This is a genomic window from Agrobacterium sp. P15N1-A (assembly GCF_044626815.1).
GTDB classification, from domain to species: Bacteria; Pseudomonadota; Alphaproteobacteria; order Rhizobiales; family Rhizobiaceae; genus Agrobacterium; species Agrobacterium leguminum.
The window spans coordinates 418,214-442,880 of the sequence record NZ_JBIUPF010000005.1 but is presented as its reverse complement, the minus strand read 5'-3'; the positions used below and the strand labels follow the sequence as shown (position 1 = coordinate 442,880).

General features: G+C 59.4%; 21 protein-coding genes and 1 pseudogene. 15 read left to right on the top strand and 7 right to left on the bottom strand.

Features of this window, described 5'->3' with window-relative positions; all coding sequences use genetic code 11:
• The 3 genes from ACIK7D_RS19425 to ACIK7D_RS19415 form a co-directional block, all read left to right on the top strand.
• On the top strand, positions 1-314 hold a 314-nt coding region (locus tag ACIK7D_RS19425; protein ID WP_400157122.1), incomplete at its 5' end, for a DUF2169 domain-containing protein.
• Positions 311-1,879 (top strand): DUF4150 domain-containing protein, encoded by a 1,569-nt coding sequence (locus ACIK7D_RS19420; RefSeq protein WP_400157121.1) that lies wholly within the window; start codon positions 311-313, stop codon positions 1,877-1,879. The genes ACIK7D_RS19425 and ACIK7D_RS19420, both read left to right, overlap by 4 nt.
• Positions 1,876-2,976 (top strand): hypothetical protein, encoded by a 1,101-nt coding sequence (locus tag ACIK7D_RS19415; RefSeq protein ID WP_400157120.1) that lies wholly within the window; start codon positions 1,876-1,878, stop codon positions 2,974-2,976. The genes ACIK7D_RS19420 and ACIK7D_RS19415 overlap by 4 nt, the downstream gene beginning before the upstream one ends.
• Positions 2,977-3,268: 292 nt before the next feature.
• Here ACIK7D_RS19415 and ACIK7D_RS19410 read toward each other — a convergent pair whose 3' ends face one another.
• Positions 3,269-5,254 (bottom strand): putative bifunctional diguanylate cyclase/phosphodiesterase, encoded by a 1,986-nt coding sequence (locus tag ACIK7D_RS19410; protein WP_400157119.1) that lies wholly within the window; start codon positions 5,252-5,254, stop codon positions 3,269-3,271.
• A 341-nt stretch (positions 5,255-5,595) separates the two neighbouring features.
• Between ACIK7D_RS19410 and ACIK7D_RS19405 the strand changes: the two genes are divergently transcribed.
• From ACIK7D_RS19405 to ACIK7D_RS19390, 4 genes and pseudogenes are all read left to right on the top strand, one after another.
• Positions 5,596-6,435 carry an inositol monophosphatase family protein gene (locus ACIK7D_RS19405; RefSeq protein WP_080820418.1) on the top strand — a complete coding sequence of 280 codons (840 nt, stop codon included), beginning with the start codon at positions 5,596-5,598 and terminating at the stop codon, positions 6,433-6,435.
• 63 nt (positions 6,436-6,498) lie between these two features.
• Entirely contained in the window at positions 6,499-7,107 is a 609-nt protein-coding gene (locus ACIK7D_RS19400) for a dual specificity protein phosphatase (RefSeq protein WP_080820420.1), read from the top strand.
• Positions 7,101-8,783 (top strand): annotated as a pseudogene (locus ACIK7D_RS19395) (metallophosphoesterase family protein); the annotation flags it as partial. The gene ACIK7D_RS19400 and the pseudogene ACIK7D_RS19395, both read left to right, overlap by 7 nt.
• 85 nt (positions 8,784-8,868) lie before the next feature.
• Entirely contained in the window at positions 8,869-10,512 is a 1,644-nt protein-coding gene (locus ACIK7D_RS19390) for a Na/Pi cotransporter family protein (protein ID WP_080820422.1), read from the top strand.
• A 48-nt stretch (positions 10,513-10,560) separates the two neighbouring features.
• On the opposite strand, the gene ACIK7D_RS19385 is transcribed toward ACIK7D_RS19390, so the two are convergent.
• Positions 10,561-11,547: a LacI family DNA-binding transcriptional regulator gene (locus tag ACIK7D_RS19385; protein ID WP_020811113.1), complete on the bottom strand. Its 987-nt coding sequence runs from the start codon at positions 11,545-11,547 to the stop codon at positions 10,561-10,563.
• Between the two features lie 24 nt (positions 11,548-11,571).
• On the opposite strand from ACIK7D_RS19385, the gene ACIK7D_RS19380 reads away from it, so the two are divergent.
• The 8 genes from ACIK7D_RS19380 to ACIK7D_RS19345 all read left to right on the top strand — a co-directional run bounded on the left by ACIK7D_RS19380 (position 11,572) and on the right by ACIK7D_RS19345 (position 20,189).
• Entirely contained in the window at positions 11,572-11,766 is a 195-nt protein-coding gene (locus tag ACIK7D_RS19380) for a hypothetical protein (RefSeq protein ID WP_400157118.1), read from the top strand.
• A 294-nt stretch (positions 11,767-12,060) separates the two neighbouring features.
• Positions 12,061-13,914, top strand: coding sequence for an ABC transporter permease (locus ACIK7D_RS19375; protein WP_400157117.1), 1,854 nt, complete (start codon positions 12,061-12,063; stop codon positions 13,912-13,914).
• The gene (locus ACIK7D_RS19370; RefSeq protein WP_003522023.1) at positions 13,914-15,047 is read left to right on the top strand and encodes an ABC transporter ATP-binding protein; all 1,134 of its coding nucleotides are present in this window, start codon (positions 13,914-13,916) and stop codon (positions 15,045-15,047) included. The genes ACIK7D_RS19375 and ACIK7D_RS19370 overlap by 1 nt, the downstream gene beginning before the upstream one ends.
• A 33-nt stretch (positions 15,048-15,080) precedes the next feature.
• Positions 15,081-16,205: an ABC transporter substrate-binding protein gene (locus ACIK7D_RS19365; RefSeq protein ID WP_400157116.1), complete on the top strand. Its 1,125-nt coding sequence runs from the start codon at positions 15,081-15,083 to the stop codon at positions 16,203-16,205.
• A gap of 14 nt (positions 16,206-16,219) precedes the next feature.
• The gene (locus tag ACIK7D_RS19360; RefSeq protein ID WP_127756862.1) at positions 16,220-17,368 is read left to right on the top strand and encodes an ABC transporter substrate-binding protein; all 1,149 of its coding nucleotides are present in this window, start codon (positions 16,220-16,222) and stop codon (positions 17,366-17,368) included.
• Between the two features lie 48 nt (positions 17,369-17,416).
• Positions 17,417-18,538, top strand: a complete 1,122-nt coding sequence (locus ACIK7D_RS19355) for an ABC transporter substrate-binding protein (protein ID WP_137005474.1) — start codon at positions 17,417-17,419, stop codon at positions 18,536-18,538.
• A gap of 61 nt (positions 18,539-18,599) precedes the next feature.
• Entirely contained in the window at positions 18,600-19,514 is a 915-nt protein-coding gene (locus ACIK7D_RS19350) for an inositol monophosphatase family protein (protein WP_164865415.1), read from the top strand.
• Between the two features lie 48 nt (positions 19,515-19,562).
• Positions 19,563-20,189, top strand: a complete 627-nt coding sequence (locus tag ACIK7D_RS19345) for a dual specificity protein phosphatase family protein (RefSeq protein WP_400157115.1) — start codon at positions 19,563-19,565, stop codon at positions 20,187-20,189.
• 19 nt (positions 20,190-20,208) lie between these two features.
• On the opposite strand, the gene ACIK7D_RS19340 is transcribed toward ACIK7D_RS19345, so the two are convergent.
• The 5 genes from ACIK7D_RS19340 to ACIK7D_RS19320 form a co-directional block, all read right to left on the bottom strand.
• Positions 20,209-20,430, bottom strand: coding sequence for a hypothetical protein (locus ACIK7D_RS19340; RefSeq protein ID WP_127756858.1), 222 nt, complete (start codon positions 20,428-20,430; stop codon positions 20,209-20,211).
• Positions 20,431-20,484: 54 nt separating this feature from the next.
• The gene (locus tag ACIK7D_RS19335) at positions 20,485-21,570 is read right to left on the bottom strand and encodes an ABC transporter ATP-binding protein (RefSeq protein ID WP_400157114.1); all 1,086 of its coding nucleotides are present in this window, start codon (positions 21,568-21,570) and stop codon (positions 20,485-20,487) included.
• A complete protein-coding gene (locus tag ACIK7D_RS19330) occupies positions 21,567-22,394 on the bottom strand; it encodes a carbohydrate ABC transporter permease (RefSeq protein WP_400157113.1) in 828 nt (275 codons plus the stop codon). Before ACIK7D_RS19330 ends, ACIK7D_RS19335 begins: the two co-directional genes overlap by 4 nt.
• On the bottom strand, positions 22,391-23,293 hold the full coding sequence (locus ACIK7D_RS19325) for a carbohydrate ABC transporter permease (protein ID WP_003504594.1): 903 nt from the start codon (positions 23,291-23,293) through the stop codon (positions 22,391-22,393). The genes ACIK7D_RS19330 and ACIK7D_RS19325 overlap by 4 nt, the downstream gene beginning before the upstream one ends.
• A 115-nt stretch (positions 23,294-23,408) precedes the next feature.
• Positions 23,409-24,641, bottom strand: a complete 1,233-nt coding sequence (locus ACIK7D_RS19320; RefSeq protein WP_078053305.1) for a sugar ABC transporter substrate-binding protein — start codon at positions 24,639-24,641, stop codon at positions 23,409-23,411.
• Between the last annotated feature and the right edge of the window lie 26 nt (positions 24,642-24,667).

Below are 24,667 nucleotides of genomic sequence, written 5' to 3'. Positions count from 1 at the left end.
TCATCGCGACGCCTCACCTCAAGGGTGACGAGAACTACGAGCTCGTTAATCTGAGTTCTGAGCATCCGGTCGCGAAAGGCTCGTTGCCTGGCCTTACCCTCGGTGTCCATTGCTCTCGCGAAGATCGCGACGAATGGCACGTGCTGAAGCTCGATGGCGTGCAATTCGACTGGCGCAATGACGGACGGGTGCTTCTGACCTGGCGCATCAGGTTTCCTCTTCCCGATGCCGGTGAAACAAAACTCACCCTGACGCGCGTTCGTCTGAAGTCGCCCGAAACCGAAGCGGCTCTGACCGAGAGGGAGACAGCATGAGCATCCCCCGCGACAATTATATCGGAGAGCCCGAATATCCCGGCACATGGACCACGGGCACACCGCGTGAGGGACTGCGTGACATCGATGAGGCGCGCATCGTCTCTTTGGCACCTGATGTATGCCTGACACCGGTTGGCTCGTCGGTAGTGCCTATTCCCTATCCGGTCGTGGATTTTTGCGGCCATGATAAAAACTATACGCCGTCTGTTCGGTTCACCGGCAAAAAGGCAATGGTGATGCGTTCGTGCACGACACATGTGCACGGCGATGCGCCCGGCAGCCGCAAGGGGGTAAAATCCGGTACGGTGGAAAGCATCTGCGAACCCATCGGTCACGCTGATCAGGTGCGTGCTGAAGGCTCGCATGTCATTCGCCACCTCGATCGTTTTTATATGAACAACAGGAATACCCAGGGTGAGGCGATCTTCGTCCGCAGCACGCAGATCTATGACCCTCCCAAGGACGATGATCCGGTGCGGGGATCGCTCCGATGGCAGGACGGGTCGGACGAAGGCCGGGTTATCAGCGATGCGTCGCCCGAGCCGTTTAAAGAGGGCGAGAAATACGCTTATGCGGGATCGGCTGCCGCAGCGACGACTGGGGCTGCTCAAAACTCTGCGCAAGCACTTCGCGGAGGAATGCCGGCGACAAGGCCGACTGTCCCCCAGACTGTTCCTCGTGGTCCGGGAAGGGTGATAACCCCGGGACCCGCCCGAGCGCCTCAGTGGTATCGTACCCCGCCTCACAGGGTTGTGAGCGATCTTGCAAAAGTTGGCCGTCTCGCGAGGGTGGGCATTTGGGCCCGCCGCCTAAATGTCATCGGGATATTATCAAGCGTCCTTATCCCCGATAATGGTGCAAATCTGTCTGACGTCGTCCCACGGGACGATCAGGAGCGGCGGATCAAAGAAATGTTCGACGAGGGTGTCGACGCCGGACATGACAGCTGGGAGATGCGGGATTGGGCGATGGAGGAGCTCCGTCGGCATCGGCAGCGAGTGCGTGAGGAACCAGAAAGTCGGCCACAGGCATTACCCCAGAGCGAAACCGTACGTGTCTCCGATCGGGACGAATACCGCAAGAAGTGTCAGGTCGACCGTTACGGCAAGATGAAGAGCGTCTGCGGTCAGTACGGCATGCAGGCTCACCATATAGTTCCGGACTGGACGCTTCGTTATGGCGCGAGAGAGGAGGCCGATAAGCGCATTCCGAATATGCCCAACCTTAATGATGGTATGGCTATATGTGTTATTGGCAATGCCCGGGTAGAGCAAACCGAGCACTGGGGTGGTCATCTGGCGGACAAGGCGATCGAAAATGCCGGTAGAAATTCAACGCCACCTTTTACGGCGCCCTTACATAAAGTAGTTCAGGCGTCGGCCCAGGCTATGATAAGCGTGAGGCCCGATTGTGCAAAAGAGATTATGGCAGCCCTGACGACCCAATATGCTGGAAAAAATCCGTTCCAGCTTTTACGAGCTAAACAATATCCTCCCCTTCCTGAAGAAACCATATCGGCTTTGAAGTCTGGAGCTGTTGAAGGAGCGACCAGAAAACCATGAAAACCAAGCTGCCTATCGATTTTACGAGAGCATATGCGAGGTCGGGCAAAACGCTCGCCGTTGTCGCAACGAGAGACAATGCTGAGCCTTTCGATCCTGATGGCCGATTTTATCGGTATGATCGTGACGACGTGCCGCCGCAGGACTGGACGTATTCCGACTTCGGTTTCCATATTCAAAGCATGACTGTGTATCATAGCGCTGAGCACGCTACGCCAGATGGTTATTTCGTTTTGCTGTCGTCGGAGGGTGACGTTTATCACACCTACTGGAAGGAGAATTTTCAAGAGAAAATTCAGGGAGCCGGTAGTTGGAGTGACGATTCGAAAGGCTATGGGCGTCTCACTCGCATCCGCGAGATCGGGCAACACCTATATGCCTGCGGAGAGGGGGGGCAAATCTATGTTCGCAAGGGGAACAATGATTGGCGTCTCCTGACCGATAAATTGTTGCTGAACCCAAATGCGCAGGAGGAAGCAAAGCCTGAAAAAGAGCCGGAATTTCTTTCTCCGGAATGGCAGGAATGGGTCACTCAGTCGGCCCTCAATCCAGCCTCCCGCGATATACTGTTCTTTGACATAAACGGGTTGTCGGAAGAAGCCATCTATCTTTGCGGGGAGGAGGGACCCGGTACCAAACCGGTCCTTTGTTTCTGGGATGGTCATGAGTTGCACGAACTGAAAATTCCAATTCCGGTAGCCGCTTTGACCGGAATTTACATCGAGAATCCTGAGAGCGTCTGGATATGTGGGAGAGAAGGTGTTCTCATACACGGAAGTCACACACGGGGATTTTCGCCTGTCGCATTACGGCAGCAGCATAATCTCTTTCACATGATCACTCCGTATCGGGAAAAACTCGTCATGGCGGCGAGCGTTCGTCCCGGCGGTCTTTATGAGTATGACCCCAAGACAGGACGTTTTGGCAGATTTGATCCTCCTCTTCCGCGCTTGAGCAATCGTGATGATAACGAATCTATCGACAATGGTCCGTTTTTTGCGCAGGTGATCGAAAACGTGCTTTGGGTCGTCGCATCGAAAGATGTTTTCCGCTTCGATGGTGCGGCTTGGGAGCGGATAGAACACCCAGATCTCTGAGTTGCGAGCTTCCGAAGGCTTCGAATGTTATTGGTGCGGCGGTCTGCCTGAGGCCTTCTAAAATCGCAGCAACGTGGACCGGGAGGGAAATGGCATGAGCCTCCCCCGACAACTACAGCGGCGAACCACAATACCGAGACACATGGGCCACCGGGACGCTGCAATAGGCTGCATGTCCTTGATGAGGCCCGTATCATCTCTTTGGCGCTTGATGTATCCCTGACTCAGGTTGGCTCATCGGTGATGTCTATTCCGGCGCTGGGGAAGTTTTAATTGGAGAGGGCATCGGAGCTTACCACCAAGCCTTGTTTGGATTTTTGAGAGCTATGGATTTGGTGCGATGTTTGGGACTCGCCTGTCCCGAGAGAAACGCACTGACATCCTCTTCCCGAAGCGGCGGCGCATAGACATAGCCCTGCACCAGCGTGGCGCCGAGGCCTTCGAGTGCGGTAAGCTCGGCTTGTGTTTCCACCCCTTCCACCACGCATTCCAGTCCCATGTCGCGGCTGAGGGTGAGAAGAGATTTTACGATTTTGTAGCTGGCCGGTTTTTCGTGCAGGTCCGTGACGAAGCTGCGGTCGATCTTGATCTTGGTCAGCGGCAATGCATGCAGTCGCGTCAGGCTGGAATAGCCGGTGCCGAAATCGTCCAGCGATATGCCGCAGCCGAGACGCCGCAGCATTTCGACCGATTGCCTGACCTGTTCGAAATCATGGGCAAAAGCCGTCTCGGTAATTTCAAGGTCCAGCCGCCGCGCATCGAAGCTGCTGTTTTCGATGATGCCGAGCAGGGAAAGCACGCCCTCATGGGAATTGAGGTCCTGCGCCGAAAGGTTGAACGACAGGCGCAGGGAAGGCTCCCATTTGGCGGCGGAGGCGAGCGCCATCTTGAGAAGCGGCCGCGTCAGCGAACCGACGATGCCGGCTCGCTCGGCGATGGGGAAGAACTGGCAAGGCGGCACATATCCAAGAACCGGGCTATGCCAGCGCGCCAGCGCTTCAAACCCTGCCGTCCTTCCGTCGCGTATATCGACGATCGGCTGGAAAACGACCGAAAGCTCGTTTTCCATATCCCGCTGTTTAAGCAGGTGCTCGATGCGGGCTTCGATATTGATCTGCTTTTCGTGCTCCGCATCGAACAGAACAGCGTCGCCACGCCGGGTTTTCTTGGCGTGGTAAAGGGCATAATCCGCCCTGTCGAAAAGCTGTTCAAGCGTGGAGGCGAGGTTCGGAAACACGGCAATTCCCATGGAAGCGGAAACATGCACGGTGCCTTCCGGCATATGGTAAGGCGCCCTCAACTGCTCGGAGATCGCATTGGCATTTGCGACGAGTTGCGCGTCATCCGGTATGATCGGGGCGACGATGGCGAATTCGTCACCGCCCAGCCGAAAGGCCCTGCTGGCTTTCAGATTGGCGGTGAGGCGTTTGCTGACATTGACAAGCAGCCTGTCTCCCACGGAGTGTCCGTAAAGATCGTTGACGGGCTTGAACCCGTCCAGATCGATGACACCCAGCGCCAGCCGGGTTCCGTTGGCCCTGGCTTTTTCGAGCTCGGCTTCAAGATGGGCGAAAAAGGCGCGGCGGTTGGGCAGTTCCGTCAGGCTGTCGATATTGGCAAGCAGCAGGTTTTCGTTGCTCAGCGCTTCCGTGCGCTGTTGTGAAATGACCATGCGCTCGAAATTGCGGTAGTTGGTCAGCAGAATGGACATCATGCCGGTGCAGACCAGCAGCACGTTGATGGCGATGGCAACAAAGGTCGGTTGCCGCGATGCCAGAAAAAAGGCGATGAAGGCGCCATTGACGATGAGCGTCACCGTGAAGGCGGCCGAGCGCACATACATCAGACAGAAAATGCAGGAAATGACGGTAATCGCCATATAGAAGGCGACGTGGGATTGCGTATAGGCATCCCCATAGGGCACCAGCAGGAAAGACCAGAGCGTGAATGCCATGGCGATGCCGGCAGCGAGGCGATTGGTGCGCCGAAGGGCTGCATGCGCCACCCGCGGTTCGGGATCCATGCCGCGCGTCCTCCACCAGAAGGCGACCCTGAGCGTGCAGCCGAGTGTGAAGAGGGCGGGAACACCAACGGTGAGCCAAAGCGGCGCCAATCGCATATGCGTCACGGCAAGCGCCCATGTGCTTGAAAGCAGGATGAAATACATCATCGGCATCTGTCGGGTGAAAGCGCGGTACTGTGCTTTCAGCAGATCAGGATTGTCGGACCGGACGGACATGAAGTCCTGCAGTTTCTGTGTGGCGGTCAGTATTTTCATTCATGGCTCTTCAAGTACAGAGCGGCATTTGTAACATAATTCCCGTTACATCATTGGAAATACACAGGGTTAACCGAGAGACAACTACATCAACCGCAAGATGCAGGCACTGCGTTTCGCAACATTCCAATGTTTTCAGTATTAAATGTTTCCTGCGGGGATATTGGTAGTGGTGAAGCAACCCTTTGCTTCATGCCACGTGTTGCGACGAATCCATTCCATTGGCCTGATCGGCCCGCCCTCCTCCAATGTCCATCAACTCCTTTTCAAGGCCCCTTGAAAAGTTTGAACACGCGTGCAATATGAACGCGTGTTCAAACTTTGAGAAATGGTTCCTGCGCATGGATTCGATCCACTATCCCGATACACTGGCGGCGCGTGCCGAATTGTGCCGCAGCGTTATTCTTTCCGCCGGCGAACTGGTGCTGAAAGGTTTTCAGGGCGAGGCGACGCGCAGCTTTTCGATGAAGGGGCCGCAGGACTTTCTGACGGTGACGGATGCCGCCTCCGAAGCGCATATTCGCGGCGCGATCATGGCCGCTTTCCCGGAAGACAGTTTTTTCGGGGAAGAGGGCGGCGGCGAGATCGGTGAGCGCGTCTGGGTGGTGGATCCCATCGACGGCACCGCCAATTTTGCCCGTGGCATTCCGCATTTCTGCATCTCCATCGCCTATGTCGAAAGCGGCCAGACCGAAATCGGGGCGATCTATAGTCCCGCCCTTGGCGAGCTTTATTTCGCCCGTCGCGGTGAGGGAGCGACGCGCAACGGGCAACCGATCCGAACTGCGGAAACGGAGCGCTTCGATGCGGCTTCGATCGAGATGGGGTGGTCCACCCGTATCGCGAATACGACCTATCTCGATGTCGTCCGGAACCTGCTCGATATGGGCGCCAATGTCCGCCGCGCCGGCTCCGGCGCGCTGGCGCTTGCCTATGTGGCTGACGGCCGTTCCGATGGCTATCTCGAATTGCACATGAATTCATGGGATTGTCTTGCGGGGCTGCTACTCGTCAGCGAAGCTGGCGGCGATGTGTGCCCTTTTCTGGAGATCGGCAGTCTTCGGGATGGCGGGCCCGTGCTGGCCGCAGCCGCCGGAGTTGCCAAAGGCGTCAGCCAGGCATCGAATATAGCGCTGGCCGCGCGGCAGCTGTCCGATCGTCCGCGGGCGGCATCGGCGTGATTTAGGGGGCGGAGGCCCTTTCGCAGAGGGGGGCCTCGTGCTTCGTGCATGTGGAGGAATGAAATGGATGGACCCGTTTATGCCCGGCCCGCAATCAGCCTGATTGCGGAAGGGCTCGGTCTGCACAATGCCGCGCTTTACATTGGCGGCAGCGATGGTGCGAGCGATCTCGGGCTCCTTCGCCGGCATGGCATCACCACCGTCGTCAATTGCGCCGTCAATCTGGATATCAATCTCGTGCCGGCGGTGGCGGAAGAGGGCGACAGGCGCGCCGTGGGTTATGGCGATATCCGTTATTACAAGCTCGGCCTTATCGATGGCGAGGGCAGCCCCGACACCATGATGCTGGGCGCCTATTACATTCTCGACGGCGCGCTTCGCCAGACCATGCCGAAGCGGGAAACCTATCCCTTTGCAGATGGCGGCAATGTGCTCGTCAATTGCCGCAGCGGCCGCAGCCGTTCCGTCTCACTGGTGGCGCTTTTCCTGCACAAGCAGCAGCCGGATCTCTATCCGACCCTCGACGATGCGCTGGCCGTGATCCGCACGAAACGGGAATTGCGGCCTGACGAATGGTTCGAAACGCCGAAACCGATGCTTTACGCCGCCGCCCGCCGTGCTTCCGACTGGATCGACATGGTCGAGGGCAGAAAGACCGCTCAACCATGCTGACACGCACGCTTCCCTCCGTTGCCGTCATCGCAGACGCGCATTTCCATGACACGGCAGCCGATTTCGGATTTCCCGGCATCGAAATCGATGGCCAGCGCATCACCATGCGCAGCTGGTCGGATACGCGTGAATCCACCCGGGTTTTCAACGAGAGCGCCGATGCATTGCATGCGGCGCTGGAAGAAGTGCGGCAGCGCGGCATTCGCCATGTGGTGCTGCTTGGCGACTATACCGATGATGGCCAGCGCGTGACGACCGAAACGCTGAAGAACATCCTGCAACGCCACAGCGACGCCCACGGCACGGCCTTCTACGCATTGCCCGGAAACCACGATATTTTCGGCCCGCGCGGCCGGCACCATACCAAGGAGTTCCTGACGGAGAACGGCAAATGCCTTTCCGTTTCAAGCGATGCCCGGCGGGCCGATGAGCGCGTCGTCGTGAGCGACGGGATGTATTGCCAAGGCTATCCTGCGGGCCTTGGCCCGATGGCGGCTTTCGGTTATTTCCGCCAGCCGGATTATCTGCATTGGGAAACCCCTTTCGGTGTTTCCGATGCGCCGGAGGACCGGCTGTACGCGGTGCGCTCACCCGATGGGCGCAATGTTTACCGCCTGATGGATGCCTCCTATCTGGTCGAGCCGGAGCCGGGCCTGTGGCTGCTGATGATCGACGCCAATATTTTCGAGCCGCTCGATGGTGAGTTCGAAGCCGGCGAGGAGGCGGCTTTCATCGACAGCACCTCCGGTGGCTGGAATGCGCTTTTGCGCTGCAAGCCCTTCCTCATCGACTGGATCGCTGATGTGCGCCGCAGGGCGGAGCTGCACGGCAAGACATTGCTCGGCTTTTCCCACTATCCGGCGCTCGATCCTTTCGATGGCGCAAGCGGTGCGGAAGGCGCTCTGTTCGGTGAAACCAATGTCGTGCGCCGCACGCCGCGCAAGGCGGTGGAGGATGCGCTGTTACAGGCCGGGCTTTCCGTCCATTTCAGCGGGCACCTGCACGTGGAAGGCGTGACCCGGCGCGGGGAGGGCGAAAATTCGCTCACCAATATCGCCGTGCCGTCGCTCGTTGCCTTTCCGCCCGCCTTCAAGGTCATCCACCCGTCGCGGCAAGAAATCCTTGTCGAGACGGTGGAGATGGCCGCTCTGCCGGTCAATGGCCGCATTTGCGCCGGTTACGCGCAGGAGACAGCACTGGCGGGCGAGGCGAGCGACCGGGCTTTTGCCGCCGGCAATTACGGTGAATTTCTGCTGGGCCACAAGCAGGCGCTGATCAGGCACCGTTATTTCCCCAGGGAATGGCCGGTCGAGGTTGTTACGGCAATTGCCGATAAAAGCGTTCGGGAGGTTCTCGACCTGCTTGGAGAAGAAGGCCGATCCTCCTCTGATGTTGCTGTCCTGTCTCTGGACCTGCCGATGTTCGAGCTGATTGCCGACTGGTATTGCCTGCGCCAGGGTGCCGGTCTGGCGCTGCCGCATATCGCGCCGCAACGGCTTTCCCTTTATCGAACGCTGGCGGAGCGCTTCGGCCGCGAGCCGGATCGCCACGATGGTTCGGTCGAAAGCTTTCTTGAAATCTTCTTCGGAGCCCTCGGCCTGTTTCTCGAGCGTGCCGAAGGCAGTCCGCGCGATCTGGAGCTTGGGCTCTCACCGCAGCATGAACGGATTGCGGTTGGAACTGAGGTGTTTGCAACAAGTGCGGCCGCCATGGTGGGTCTGAGCCCAGACCGGCGGCGAGAATGACAAGCGGGGTGATCCGATGGAATCTGTCGTGGTCAGCATCAATCTGTTCGGCGCAGTGGCGCTGCTGCTTTTCGGCCTTGGGCAAATCAAGGACGGAATGTCGCGCGCCTTCGGCGCCCGGCTCCGCATCGGCCTTGCGGCCGGCACGCGGGGCGGGTTTCGTTCTTTCATCGCCGGTCTCGTGGCGACAATCGCCTTGCAGAGTTCGACCGCCACGGCGTTGATGGTCGCCTCCTTCGTCGAAAAGGACCTCATCGCGCCGGCCATGGCGCAGATCGTGTTGCTCGGGGCCAATGTCGGCACGGCGATGACCGCCTGGATTGTGGCGCTTGGGCTTGGCTGGCTGTCGCCGATGCTCATCCTTGCCGGTGTTGTCCTGTCACGCGGAAAATCGGTGCAACGGCAGGGGGCCGGTGCGGCGCTCGCCGGTGTCGGCTTGATGCTGCTTTCGCTGCATCTTCTTTCGGCTGCGACATATCCCATAAGGCAATCGCCGGCGCTCGGTCTCTTCATCGGCATGCTCGGCAATGCCTGGCCGGTGGCTCTGATCTTCTCCGCCGTATTGGCCGCGCTCGCCTCCTCCAGTCTGGCGATTGTCGTTCTTATCCTGTCGCTTGCCGCAAGCGGCGGGGTTGAAACGAGCCTCGTGATCGTTCTGGTGCTCGGCGCCAATCTCGGCGGCGCGGTGCCGCCGGTGCTGGCGACGCTGAGAGCACCGGTTGCAGCGCGCCGGGTGGCCGTCGGCAACCTCATCGTCAGGGCAATCGGCTGTCTCGCGGCGCTGCCTCTTGCCGGATATGGCGCTGCGCTGCTGGAGATGTCGCCTTTTTCTCACGCCAATCTCGCGGTCGATGCGCATCTTTTCTTCAACCTGGCCGTCGCCGCCATCGCCTGGCCGCTCTCACCGCTGTTGCTGCGGGTAACGACGGCGCTGCTTCCGGAAAAAGAGAAAAGCGAAAGCCATCGCAGCTATCTCGACAGCCACGATCTCGATCAGCCGGTTGCCGCACTTGCCGGCGCGAGCCGCGAGGTTCTTCTGGTCGGCGATCTGATCGAGCGCATGCTGCGGCAGGCGGGCGAAGCCATGCGTGACAGCGACGTTGCGAAACTCAATGATATCAGCGCGCTGGAAGGCCGGGTCGACCGGATACAGCACGACATTAAGGTCTATGTCTCGAAGGTGGGGCAGGACGGCTTGAGCGGGAAAGACCAAAGGCGTGCGATGGATATCGTCGAATATGCCATCAATCTCGAACATATCGGCGATATCATCGAGAAAGGCATCCGCCCGGAAATCGCCAAGAAGATCGATCTCGGACTGCGGTTTTCCGATGATGGCAAGAGCGAGCTTGAGCGTCTTTTTACCGTCACTCTCGACAATATCCGCATGGCGCAATCCGTCTTCGCAACCCGCAATGCCGCGCTTGCACGCCGGCTGGTGGAGGTGAAGGAAGATGTGCGGCGCCTCGAAAAGCAGTCGTCGGAGCGCCATCTCCAGCGCCTGCGCGACGGGCGGGCTGACAGCATTCAGACCAGCTCGGTGCATCTCGACATGTTGCGCGATCTGAAACGCATCAACGCCCATATTGCCGCCGTCGCCCATCCGATCCTCGATGAAAGCGGCCTTCTTATCGAAAGCCGCATCAAGCAGGTCGGTTAGGGGATATGGTAAAGCCGCATGACGGCTTATGCCCGGAACGCATTTGCTCTAGCGCGCGGTGATACGCTCGACCATGGAAACGGGTACGACCTGAAGCCGGGTTTCCGGCTCATCGCTATCGAGCGCGGTTAAAACCTTCTCGGTCAATGCGTCGAAGGATTGGGCAACGGTGGTCAGCTGGTAGCTTTTCCAGCCCGCCTGCGGAATATCGTCGAAGCCGACAATCGAGAGATCTTCCGGCACCCGGCGGCCCATTTCCAGCCGCGCGGCGTCCATGAAACCGAGCGCCAGCAGATCGGTCACGCAGAAAGCGCCGTCTATCGTCTTGTCGGATAGCAACTCGCAGCCGGCCTGATAACCGCTGTCATAGCTCGTCGGCCCGCCGGACCATGGAACGACCTCGATGCCTTCGATGGTCATGCGTTGGGTAAAGGCGGCGGCGCGGCGCAACTGTGCCGGCGTCTGGCTGCCGCTGGAAATGACCGCGACCTTTTTGCATTTCGCTTCCACAAGCCGCATGGCGGCAAGATCGGCGCCGCGGGAATCGTCGCTCAGCACCATATTTGTATCGGTGCGATCAAGACGCTGATTGATGAGAATGAGGCGTACGCCATTGGCGATGCATTCATCGACGATCGAGGCCGGCGGTTCGCCGGAGAGAACGACGATGGCCTGCGCACGGAATTCGAAGAGAAGCTCGATCAGCGGCGCAATGTCTTTGCGGGCATCCGCCGCATTCAGCAGCAGGCATTGCAGGCCACGACGCAGAAGGCCGATACTGAGGAGATCGAGCTGCTTTGAAATGAAGGGAGAGCTGAGGTTGGCGCCGACGACCCCGATGAGATTGGAGCGGTCATTGTTGAGGCCCTGCGCCAGCCGGTTGACACGGTAGCCGAGTTCCTGCGCGGCTTTCAGTACCTTGCGCCGGACGGCCTTCGATACGCTGCCGCCGGGTGTGAAGGTGCGCGAGACGGCGGAGCGCGAAACCCCGGCCTTTTTCGCCACTTCTTCGGCCGTCACGAACCCTCTCGCCATTCAACTCCCCCGTTGCGAAATCCTATGCCTGATATCACAGGCCATATGATGTCGGCTATTCCAATTGAAATTTTTCACCCGCGCTCGGCAAGGCTGAGAAAAGGCCGCCTGCATTCCAGGAAAATGCCTCATCCGTTCCATTGTCGCCATGCAGGGGAAAAACGTTTCCCACGCAAGCTCGTTCAAAAATTACAGTTTTTTGACAAAAAACCATTTTAAAACAAATAAATAAGTTAGTGATCACGTGTGCATTTTTTCATTGACAAAATTTCTTTTAAGACGGATCATGCATTCCAAGGTCAAGGAAGATATGGAATTTTTATTCTACATCGGCCTTGCCGGCGATGTTTTCGGGAGGAGCTGGATCATCGTTATTTGTGGGCTGGACGCCCGCTTGTGAAGCATTGACGCATTGCTGAAGGTCAACGCACGCGCCGCCTGTTCTGAGGGTCGCGCGAAGGCGGGTGCTTGCCGGCGTGTGGCGGCAATTGCGTGGCCATATGGGGAGAGATAATGGCTCTTTTAAGCGAATCGACGAAGGCGGAGGCGCTGGGAAGTCCCCCGGCGACCGCGCCTTCGGCATGGCAGGCCTGGCGGTATCGTCTCAAGGTCGCGCTCAGGGAACCGACGACGCTGATCGGCGTCCTGACGGCGCTGCTTTTCACCTATCTGATCGTCGTTCCGATCATTTCGATCATTCTCGACGCCGTCCGCGTCCAGTTCGGCCACGAACGGCGTCTCGGCAAGGATGTCGGCGATCTCACGCTTTATTATCTCGACAGGGCGTTTTTTTCGCCCGTCGCATCGGATCTTTTCTGGCGTCCGCTCTTCAATACGCTGACCGTGGCATTCGGGGCGATTGCGCTTTCGCTCGTCATCGGCACCGTGCTCGCCTGGCTTATCAGCCGGACGGATATGTTCGGCCGTCGCTGGTTCGCCACCGCCTTGATCGTGCCCTATATGCTGCCGGCCTGGACCTTTGCGCTTGCCTGGACGACGCTGTTTAAAAATCGCACCGTTGGCGGTCAGCCCGGCTGGTTCGAGGCGATAGGCCTCACTCCGCCGGATTGGGTGGCTTATGGGCGTTTCCCGATCACCATTATCCTTGCCCTGCACTACACGCCTTTCGTCATCCTGCTGTTCGGCTCGGCGCTTCGCCGCTTCGACTCGCAGCTTGAAGATTCCGCCCGCATTCTCGGCGCCCATCGTTATCAGGTGGCGTTGCAGGTCATCCTGCCGCTGATGCGCCCGGCGCTGCTTTCTTCCATGGTGCTGATCTTCGCGAAGTGCCTCGGCGAGTTCGGCGTGCCCTATGTTCTCGGGCTGCCCGTGAAGTTCGAGGTCCTGTCCACCTCGCTGTTCCGCAGCATTGCTTCGCGCCAGACCGGCGTTGCCGGCGTCGTTGCGGCCTCGATCATGCTCATCGGCATCATTACGCTCATGATCGACGCCCGCCTCGTTCGCGAAGCCCGCCGTTTCGTGACCATCGGTTCGAAGGGTTCGATGAACCGGCAGAGCCGTCTCGGCAAGATGCGGCTTCCGGCAACCGGCTTTGCGGCTGCCATCTTCATCCTCAGCGTCGGTCTGCCGCTTCTGACCCTGGCGCTTTCGACCGTCATGAAAATGCCGGCCCGCTTCACGTTCGACAACTTCACGCTCGATTACTGGATCGGCAGCAATCTCAACACGGTGGCTTTGCAGACCGGCGTGCTCCTGAGCCCCGATCTGTGGGCAGCCGCGAAAAACACGATGATGATCGTCGGTCTTGCCTCGCTCACATCCGGTATTCTCGGCCTGCTTGTCGGTTATGTCGTCATCCGCACACCGGTGCGGGCCCTGTCGGTCTATCTGCGACAGGTGACGTTCCTGCCTTATCTCGTGCCCGGCATCGCTTTTGCCGCCGCCTATCTGTCGCTCTTTGCCGTTCCGCGCGGGCCGATGCCGGCGCTTTATGGCACGGTGACGATCCTCATCCTGGCGCTGATTGCCGACCAGATGCCCTATGCCTCGCGCGCCGGCATTTCAGCAATGACGCAGCTTGGAAAGGATCCGGAAGAGGCGGCGCAGATCGCCGGCGCGGGCTGGTTCCGCCGCATGATCTCCATCGTTATCCCGATCCAGAAGGGATCGCTGGTGACCGGGGTTCTCCTGCCCTTCATTTCGGGCATCAAGGGCTTAAGCCTCTTCGTGATCCTCGCCGTGCCAAGCACGGATGTTCTGACCACCTATTCGCTGCGGCTGGTCGACTATCACTACACGCAGGCCGCCAACGCCGTGGTGCTGATCATCGCCGCCATCGCCTATTTCGGCACGCTGTTGGCCCAGAAGATGACCCGCACAAATCTTGCAGAAGGACTTGGAAGCTGATGCCTACCATCAACCTGCGCGGTGCGCAGAAAAACTATGGCGTGAACTCCGCAAATGCGGTTTCCGATCTTGATCTCGAAATTCGCGACGGCGAGTTCATGTGTCTGCTCGGCCCTTCCGGCTGCGGCAAGACCACGACGCTGCGCATGATCGCCGGCCTTGAAAACCTCTCCGGCGGGGAAATCCGCGTCGGCGACCGGGTGATCGATTCCGTTACCGAAGGCATCTTCGTGCCGCCGGAAAAACGTGAAATGGGTCTGGTCTTCCAGAGCTACGCTTTGTGGCCGCATCTGACCATCGAGCGCAATACGGATTTCGGTCTGCGCCTGCGCAAGCTGCCGAAAGCGGAGCGCGAAGCACGGGTGGAGCGCGTCATGCAGGCGCTCGATATCGCCAAATATCGCGACCGCTATCCGTCGCAGCTTTCCGGCGGACAGCAGCAGCGCGTGGCGCTCGCCCGCATGCTTGCGGTCAATCCGGGCGTTCTGCTTCTCGATGAGCCGCTCTCCAATCTGGATGCCCGCCTGCGGCTAGAAATGCGCGCCGAGCTGAAGCGGCTGCATAAAGAGTTCAAGACCACCATCGTCTTCGTGACGCATGACCAGTGGGAAGCCATGACGCTTGCCACCACCATCGCCGTCATGAACGAGGGCACACTGCAGCAGATGGGCACGCCGAACGATATCTATGACCGTCCGGCCAATCGTTTCGTCGCCGAATTCGTAGGAAGCCCGCCGATCAATATCCTGACCTTCGGCCAGCCCGGCGTGTCGGATATAGCCGACAGGGCGGAAGCCTATTTCGCAACGCGTTATCCGCAACTGCGCGGCATCGCCTCGATCGGCATGAGGCCAGAGGCGATGGGTTATGCGATGAAGCCCGAGGATGTGCCGCAGGGCAGCTTCTCCGGCGAGATGACGGTGACCGGCGTGCTGCCGACCGGCGGTAGCTGGATTCTCGAACTCAGAAGCGAGAACCATACGCTGTTCCTGACCACCCATTCTCTGCCGCGTATCGACAGCGGCGACCGCGTGTTCTTCCACGTGCCGCCCGAGGCCCTGCACGCCTTTGACGTGAGGGGTCAGCGCATCACCGAGGCGGACGCCGTTCTGCGCAACAGCACCTACAACTGAAAACGCCGCCGAGACGGCTGAAGGAGAAGCAGTATGAAGCGGACAATGACGTGCCTGAGCCGGCTGTTATGCGCAACGGCGATCGCCGCAACGCTTGGCGGCGCGGCGAAGGCGGGAGAACCTTTCGACCTCAATGCCCTGATCGAGGCGGCGAAAAAGGAAAAGCCGATCACCGTCTATGACAGCACAGGCAAGATCGTCGAAATGGCGAAGAACTTCGCGGCAAAATATGGTGTCGGCGCAGAGGGCGCGAAAGTGAAGGCCTCCGCCCAACTGGAAATGATCATCCGCGAGGCGCGCGCCAACAATATTCAGGGCGATGTCTCGATCATCAGCGATGCGCCTGCGGCGATGGCGCAGCTTATTCCGCTCGGTTTCGTCGAAAGCTGGCTGCCGCCGGATATGGCCGGCAATATTCCCTCGGAATATCAGGACCCGCTTACCGTCGTCACCAGCGCCAATGTCTGGGCCTATAACAGCGAGCTTTTCGACAAATGCCCCGTTTCCAACATCTGGGAACTGACCGACTCGAAGTGGAAGGGCAAGGTGGCGATGCAGGATCCGCTCGGCAAGGCCTCCTACGTCGACTGGTTCAACCAGATGGCCAGCCACGGCGACGGCGAGGTGAAGGCGGCCTATAAGGCGCTTCACGGCAAGGACCTCGAAACCGGGGAAAAGAGCGCGACTGCGGCCTGGGTGAAGGCGCTTGCCGCCAACGCTCCGCTGCTGACCGACGCCGATGCGGCCGCCGCCGAAGCCGTAGGCGCTCCCGGCCAGAAGGAGCCCTTCATGGGCCTCATCAGCTCGGCGAAGTTCCGCGACAATGCCGAGAAGGGCATGAAACTCGGCCTCTGCAAGGAGCTGAAACCCTGGGTCGGCTGGCTCTATCCGGGCGTCGGGCTGATCACCAAGGGCACGAACAGCCCGAACGCGGCGAAGCTCTTCATTCACTACATCATGACCGCCGAAGGCATCGCGCCGCAGGCGATCGACGGCAAGATGTCGACCAACAAAGAAGTGAGCCTGCCTGCGGATGAGCCGTCGGGTATCGGCGCCGTTCTCGATGACATTCTGCCCTACAGCATGGCGACCAGCCTTGAAGACTGGGACGCGCGTGAAACCTGGCAGGACTTCTGGCGTGTGAACTACAAAAAATAACGGGGGACCATCTGGTGACGATCACTACTCAGAACAAGAATGGCAATGAGCGCAGACGGCGGAGGACAGCCTCCGTACTTTGCTTCGGCTTTTCGCTGGCGCTCAGCGGGGCCGCCCATGCGCAGGATGCCTTCAATCTCGATGCGCTCATCGACGCCGCGAAGAAGGAAAAGCCGATCACGGTTTATGCGGTGACCGGCAAGATCGTCGATACGGCACAGGCCTTCACCGCCAAATACGGCGTGCAGGCGAGCGGCAAGAAGGTGAATGAGGCAACGCAGGTCGAGTTGATGATCCGCGAACATCGGGCGGGCAATGTCGTCGGTGATGTCAGCGTGGCAACCGATGTCGCCTCCGCCATGGGCGAGCTTTTGCCGGAAGGCATCGCCACCAGCTGGACGCCGCCCGATCTCGAAGGCGATATTCCGCAAAAGCTGCGCGATCCGCTCGTGGTCGTCTCGGATCCGCATGTCTGGACCTACAATACCGAGAAATACGACGCATGCCCGGTCACCAACATCTGGCAGCTGACGGAGCCGAAGTGGAAGGGCAAGCTCGCCATGCTCGATCTCTTCGACAAGCCGCTTTATGCCGACTGGTTCAACCAGATCGAAACCCATCACGATGCCGATGTCGCCAGGGCCTATGAGGACCTTTACGGCAGGAAGCTGGAAACGGGCGAAAAAAGCGCAACCGCGGCCTGGGTGAAAGCCTTTGCCGAAAATGCACCGCTGCTGACGGATTCGAGTTCGGTGGCGGATGCGGCCGGTGCGCCGGGGCAGGCCGATCCTTTCTTCGTCATCACTTCGGTGGCGAAGTATCGTGACAACGAGGCCAAGGGGTTGAAGCTCGGTCTTTGCAGCGGCGTAAAGCCCTTTTCCGGCTTTCTTTATCCCGGTTTCGGGCTGATTGCCGGGCAAACGAAAAGCCCGAATGCGGCGAAGCTTTTCCTGCATTACCTGATGACGGAAGAAGGCATCGCGCCGCAGACCGCTGACGGTAAACTCTCCGGCAATATGAAAATAGCACTGCCGGCGGATGAGCCCTCGAAGGTCGCCAATCATCTCGATGAGCTGATGGCTTTCGACGCCGCAACGGCGGCCGACGACCTCGACAAGCGCGAAGGCTGGCAGGATTTCTGGCGTGTGAACTACAAAAAATAAACGGAAGGCGGGTGCGAGCCCGCCTGTCTTTTCCTTGGGAGGGAAACGATGCGAAGAACCAATTTGAGAACCGCCTCGGCCATGGCCGCAGCTGCAGCGATTATGGGCGTTTCCGCACTGACTGCCACGGCTGAAGAGACTTTCGATCTCGATGCTGTTCTTGCGGCTGCGAAGCAGGAGAAGCCGATCAACATCTATGACAGCACCGGCAAGATCGTTGAGATGGCCGATAAATTCAGCGCCAAATACGGGCTGAAGGCGACGGGAGTGAAGGTTTCCGCCAATAGCCAGCTGGAGATGATTATCCGCGAAAGCCAGTCGAACAATGTGCAGGGCGATGTGGTGCTGATCACCGATGCGCCTTCGGCGCTCGCCCAGCTTCTGCCGGCAGGTTTCGTCGAGAATTATCTGCCGGGCGACATGGCCTCTAAAATCCCGGCGCAGTTTCAAAACCCGCTGGCCATTTCCACCAATGCCAACGTCTGGGCCTATAATACCGAAGCCTATGGCAAATGCCCGGTGACGAATATCTGGGAACTGACCGAGCCGAAATGGAAAGGCAAGGTCGCCATGGTCGATCCGCTCAGCAAGAGCACCTATACGGACTGGTTCAACCAGCTTGAAGCCCACGGCAATGAAAAGGTGGCGGCAGCCTACAAGGCCCATTCCGGCAAGGAGATGGAGGAAAAGGGTGCGGCAGCCGCCTGGATCAAGGCGCTGGCCGCGAATGGTCCGCTCGCCACGGATGGCGACGACCCGGTGGCGGAGGCGGTGGGCGCGCCGGGTCAGAAGCAGCCCTTCTTCGGCCTGCTGAGTTCGGCCAAATTTCGCGACAATGCCGACAAGGGCTACAAGCTCGGCCTCTGCACCGATCTCGATCCCTGGGTCGGCTGGACCTATATCAAGCTCGGCCTGATGGCCTCCAAGACCAGAAGCCCGAACACGGCCAAGCTCTTTATCCATTACGTCCTGACGGAAGAGGGCATCGCCCCGCAGATGAAGGACGGCAAGCTGCCGACCAATACCGACATCAAGATGCCGGATGACGAGCCTTCGGGGCTGATGAAGGTCGCTGACCGGCTGATGGGCTACGATTCCGCCACCGGTCTCGATGATTTCGACCGCCGCGAGGAATGGCAGGATTTCTGGCGCGTCAACTATACGAAATAACCCCGGCTGGCGCAGCCCGTGCCGCGCCGCCTCCTCCTCTTTGCGAACGAACGGACTGGACATGCCGATGCAGACCTCATTGAGCGAACGGAAACCTGGAGACGAGGATGCGTTTTCCCGCTCTGTGCGGTTGATGAAGATCGCTGAAACAGCGGCGCGTGCCGTGCGCGATCCGCTGCTGGCGGCGTTTCGGTCGGATATGGCGGTGGATTACAAGGTCGATCTCCACGATATCGTGACCATCCATGACAAGCGCGCCGAGGCTGCCATCCGCGCCGTCATTCTCGAACGGGAGCCCAATTCGGCGATCATGGGCGAGGAGGGCGGCCAGATCGGTAGCGGTGAGGTGCAATGGTATGTCGATCCCATAGACGGCACGGCAAATTTCGCCCGCGGCCTTGCTTTCTGGTGCGTGTCCATCGCTGCCGTCATCGATGGAGAAGCCGTCGCCGGGGCGGTTTACGATTCCGTGGCGGACCAGATGTTTTCCGCCGATCTCAAAACCTCCTATCTTGATGGCGAAAGGCTGCATTCCCGCAGCGTTGCAGATGAGACGCGGGCGACGCTCATCACAGGCTATCCCGTCTCGCGCGATTTCCGGCTGGATGGGCGGGAAGCGGCGCTCGCCAATTTCGGCACTCTCGCCGAGACCTTTTCGACATTGCGCCGACCCGGCAGCGCTGCGCTCAGCATTGCCCATGTCGCGGCCGGCTGGACGGATGCGGCCGCCGGTTTCGGCGTCAATGCGTGGGATGTGGCCGCCGCCATTCTCATTCTCAAAAACGCCGGCGGAACCTATGAGCCGCTGACCCTCGGAAAGGTGGCGGAAGGTTCCGCCGATTTCCTTTGCCCGGGCTATATCGCCACGGGTGAGGGGGGCAGCTATCCGACATTGCAGCGGGTGGCGCGATCCATATCCGAAAGCCGCATCGCCAATGCAGCGATGCAACTGAACCAGTCGGCCGCGAAGGCCTGAAGACGCAATAGATGACGGCGGCCGTATAGACGCCGATGGAGACATGACATGCCGCAATCGCGACCGACCCCATTCCGTGAGCAAGAAACAGGCGAGCTGCCGAAGCTCAGCCGCATCTATGAGCAGCATCCGCTTTACAGCGTCGATCTCTTCATTTCCGGTAAGGAGGGGGCGAGCGACCTCAATCTTCTACGCCAGAACGGCATTACCACCGTCGTCAATTGCGCCGTCAATCTGGATTTCAATTTCGTGGAGCAGTCACAGGTCGTTTCCGACCACGAAGGCAGCGTCTATGGGCCGGGCGAAATCCGCTATTATAAGATCGGCCTGATCGACGGGAGCGGAAATCCCGATACCCAGATGGTTGCGGCCCATTATATCCTGCGAGCGGCGCTGGAGCAGATATTGCCCGACAAGCCCTCCTATCCCCGGCGGGAGCGTGGCAACGTGCTCATAAATTGCCGGGGCGGCCGTTCGCGTTCCGTCGCCGTCGTTGCGCTTTTCCTGCATCGCACGCTGCCAACGGAGTTTCCGACGCTGGATGACGCCATCGGCTTCGTTCGCCTGAAACGCGAATTGCCGGAGAACGAATGGTACAAGGCGCCGAAACCCGTGCTTGCGGATGCTGCCCGCCGGGCCGCCGGCTGGATTGCCATGATCGACGCCGCGCATTGAAAGGCGGAAGACTGTCTGGTCAGTTTTGCGGTTCCAGCGCGTTTGCCGCAGCCTCGGCACGTGCGGCTGCCTCTTTTGCTTCCCGCTCGGCGCGGGAGGCCGCTTCCGGGTTGCTCGAACCGTCGTAACCTCCCATGGCGCGTTCCCCGATGGCGATGTGGACATCCTTGAGCTGGATGACGACGAGACCGGCGAGGATGGCCGCGCCGATAAAGAATACTGTTTTCCCGTTTATGGTCATTCGACTCCACGCTTCGTGTTTGCCGGCGGAGGAAACAGCCGGCAAAACCGCCGCTCAACGGGTCAGGAGGCCGACGCCCGTTTCCGCATCGAACAAATGCATATCGGACGGGTCGATGTCGAGGCCGATCGTTTCACCGGCCTTGACTGCGCTGCGTCCCTGCACCGCGATGACCAGTTCGATGGCGGTTCCCGTTGTGAGAAAGGTGGCCGAACCGGTCGTTTCCACGGCGGAAACCGGCAGCGTCAATGCCGCCCTGTCTGCTGCGGCCGGCCGGATATGTTCCGGCCTGATACCGACGATCACATCTTTGCCGGGCGGCAGGGAGGCCGGATTCCCGATCGATTGTTGCGGCTCGCTTTCGCCGAAGCTGAGCTGAAGGGACGCGCCATCCGGGCTGACGGTCGCCGGAATGAAATTCATGGCCGGCGAGCCGATGAAGCCCGCAACGAAACGATTGACCGGGCGGTCGTATAGTTCCAGCGGTGTGCCCTGCTGCTCGATGACCCCATCGCGCATGACGACGACATGATCGGCCATGGTCATCGCTTCGATCTGGTCATGCGTGACGTAGACCGAAGTGGCATGCAGGCGATCGTGCAGCGCGCGGATTTCCTTGCGCATGTGGACGCGCAGCGCCGCATCGAGATTGGAAAGCGGCTCATCGAACAGGAAGGCCTGTGGGTTGCGGATGATCGCACGGCTCATGGCCACACGCTGGCGCTGGCCGCCGGAGAGTTCGCGTGGATAACGCTTCATCAGTTTTGAAAGTCCGGTCGTCGCGGCGACTTCTTCCGCCGCCTTGCGGGCCTCGGCCTTCGCCACGCCGCGCATACGCAGCGAATAGGTGAGGTTTTCCTCCACGGTCATATGCGGGTAGAGCGCATAGGACTGGAACACCATGGCCACATCGCGCTTGCGCGGCGGCACTCCGTTCATGAGCGTGCCGGCAATGCGCATGTCGCCGGCCGATATGGTTTCCAGCCCGGCGAGCGAGCGCAGAAGGGTGGATTTGCCGCATCCCGACGGGCCGACAAGCGCGACGAAGGTGCCCTTCTCGATGGAAAGGTTGATGTTCTTCAGCGCATGAAAGGCGCCGTAATATTTGTTGACGCCGGAAAGTTCGATCTGAAGGGTCATTTGAGCGCTCCTGAGGTCAGGCCGGATACGATGCGGCGCTGCAAGAGAATGAAGAGGGCGAGAATGGGCGTCACATACATGGTCGCATAGGCCATGATGTTGTTCCATTCGCTGGTATTGGGGCCCATGAAGGAATTGAGGCCGACACTCGCCGGCTGCAATTCGGCCGCCTGGATCATCGATTTCGAATAGACGAACTCGCCGAAGGCCTGCATGAAGATGAGGATGGCGCTGACGAGGATGCCGTTTCTGGCAAGCGGCAGCACGATGTTGAAAAACGCGCCGACCCGGGAATTGCCATCCACCAGCGCCGCCTCTTCCAGTTCCTGCGGCACGGCCATGAAGGTGGCGCGCACAAGCACCACGAAGAAGGGCATGCTTTTCGCCGCAATGGCGAGGATGACCGACAGGCGCGGATAATCCAGAAGCCCGAATTGCGAGAAGCCGACGAAGATCGGCGTGATCATCAGAGATGCCGGCAGAACCTGCAGCATGAGGATGAGGAACAGGCCGATATCCACCCAGACATTGCGATAGCGCGCCAGCACATAGGCGCAGCCGACGCCGAGAATGGTAATCAGCAGCACCGCGCTCGAAGCGATCAGCACCGAATTCCACAGGTATCGGCCCATGTTGCGGCTGTTCCAGACATAGGCATAGGTCTGCCATTGCGAATCCGTGGGCCAGAAGGCGGGCGGATTGGCGAACATTTCCGAGCCGCTTTTGAGCGAGGTCAGATACATCCAGTAAAGCGGGAAGAGGTAGATGATGGCGAGCACGATGGCGATGGCCAGCATCAGACGGTTGCGGGTCGTGATGCTCATCCGCGCACCTCATGCCGTGTGGAGCGCACATAAACGATGGAGGCCAGCATGACGAAAACGATCATGATGACGGAGATCGTGGCGCCCTTGCCGAAATCATATTGCCGGAAGGACAGGTCCCAGGCCCAATATTGCGCCACGTTGGAGCTGTTATTCGGTCCGCCATCGGTGATGGCGGCGAAAAGATCGAATTGCTGCAGCGTGAAGATCAGGCCGAGCGAAACGATCGCGCCGATGGTGGAGCGCATCATCGGCAGGGTGATGGTGTAGAAGCGCTGCCAGGCATTGGCGCCGTCCAGTTCCGCCGCCTCGTAAAGATCGCCGGGAATGGAGGCGAGGCCCACGGAAAGCAGGATCATGTTGAAGGAGGTGCCGAGCCAGATATTGGCGATGACGACCGCCCAGAGCGAAAAATTCGCATCCGACCGCCAGAAGATATTGCCCGATATCAGGCCGCTTTCCCGCAGGAAGAAATTCAACACGCCGAAATCGCCCGAGAGGATCCAGTTCCAGATCGCGCCGACGACGAGGCCGGGCATGACCCAGGACACCAGAAACAGGCCGCGCAGCCAGGTGGCGCCGGGAAAATTGACCCAGAAGAACAGCGCCAGGCCGAAGCCGATGGCGAATTGCCCGGCAATCGAGGCCACGACAAAGGTGACGGTGTTGAAAAGGATCGGCAATGTTTCCGGCTGCCGGAACAGGTCGATGTAATTCTTGAAGCCGACGAAGGGGCGCACGAAGGTGCCCAGGCTGAACATGTCGACTTCCTGAAAGCTCATGACGATGTTGTAGATGAGCGGCAGCCCCGCCATGACGAACAGGAAGCCCAAAGGAAAGGCGACAAGGACGATATCGAAACCGCGACCGTCACTGACGCTGGAAAACAGTTTTTTCATGAAACATCCTCGCAAGCTCCAGTCGGGGCCGCCGCCGCTTGTCGCGGCAGGCAGCCCCACCGGGAGGAACCCCTTGGGTGGAGGCCGGAGAAATCCGGCCGCCCGCCCAGATAGATCAGCCTTCGACCAGCTTTATCTTTTCAGCGGCCTGGTCGAGCGCGGCTTTCGGTGTCATCTGCCCCGAAAGCGCACCCTGAATGGCGTCCTGAATCGCCTTGGAAATCTTCGGCCATTCGGGCGAGGGGCCGCGCGGCTGCGCATATTTCAGCTGTTCCACGAAGGTCTTCAGCGCCTCATCCTTCAACGCATTGCCGGTGGGCGGAACCGGAATATCCGAGCGCGCCGGCAACTGGCCGAAGTTCTTGAACATGTCCTTGTCCTTTGAGGCGAAGAACTCGATTGCCTTGAAGGCCTCTTCCGGATGTTTCGTCTTGGAGAAGATCGCCCAGTTATAATCGCCCATGGCCGAAGACCTGGGGGCGTCCGGCGTGGGCACCGGCAGCAGGGCCACACCCCAGTCGAACTTGGCGTCCTTCAGCATGCGGTCGATTTCCCATGGGCCGGAAATGACCATGGCGGCGTTGCCGGCGTTGAAGGTGGCGGTGGAGTCCCACTGACTGCGCGTCAGCGTATCCGGCGATGCCAGCTTTTCATCCAGCATCAGCTTCCACGTTTCGAGCGCTTTGACGGCGCCCTCGGTATTGATGTTCTTGTAGGTCGCGCCCGCCATCTGCGCCCAGGGCAGGAACTGGAAGGTGCCTTCTTCATTCGCCTTGGCGCTGAAGCTGATGCCATAGATGTTCTTCGAGGGGTCGGTCAGCTTGCGGGCTGCTTCCACCAGCTCGTCCCAGGTCTGCGGCGGTTTTGCTGCGTCGAGCCCTGCGGCCTTGAACAGGTCCTTGTTGTAATAAAGCGCAATCGTATTCGTCGCCTTCGGCACGCCGAAATATTTGCCGTCCCACATCACCGATTTCAGCGGTCCCGGAAAATAATTCTCCGTCTTGATGACATCCGACTTGGCGATCATGTCGGTCACATCGAGAAAGGCGCCGCGTGCGGCGAACATGGCGTGGTTGGGGTTGTCTATGGCGATGATGTCGGGCGCATTGCCAGTGGAATAGGCGCGCATGGATTCGCTCACCACATCATCGAACTGCAATTGCCTGTATTCGATCTTGATGCCGTTATTGAGCGCGTTGAACTCTTTGATGAGGTTCGGCGCGGGCTGGATATCGCGATCCAGCGACCAGAGGGTCAACGTCACATCTTCCGCCTGCGCCGCAATAGCGCCGGCGGATACGCCCGCCAGCAGAAACGCGCCGGCCATCATGCATTTCGCGATACCCATAATCTCCTCCTCTTGGTTATCGTCTC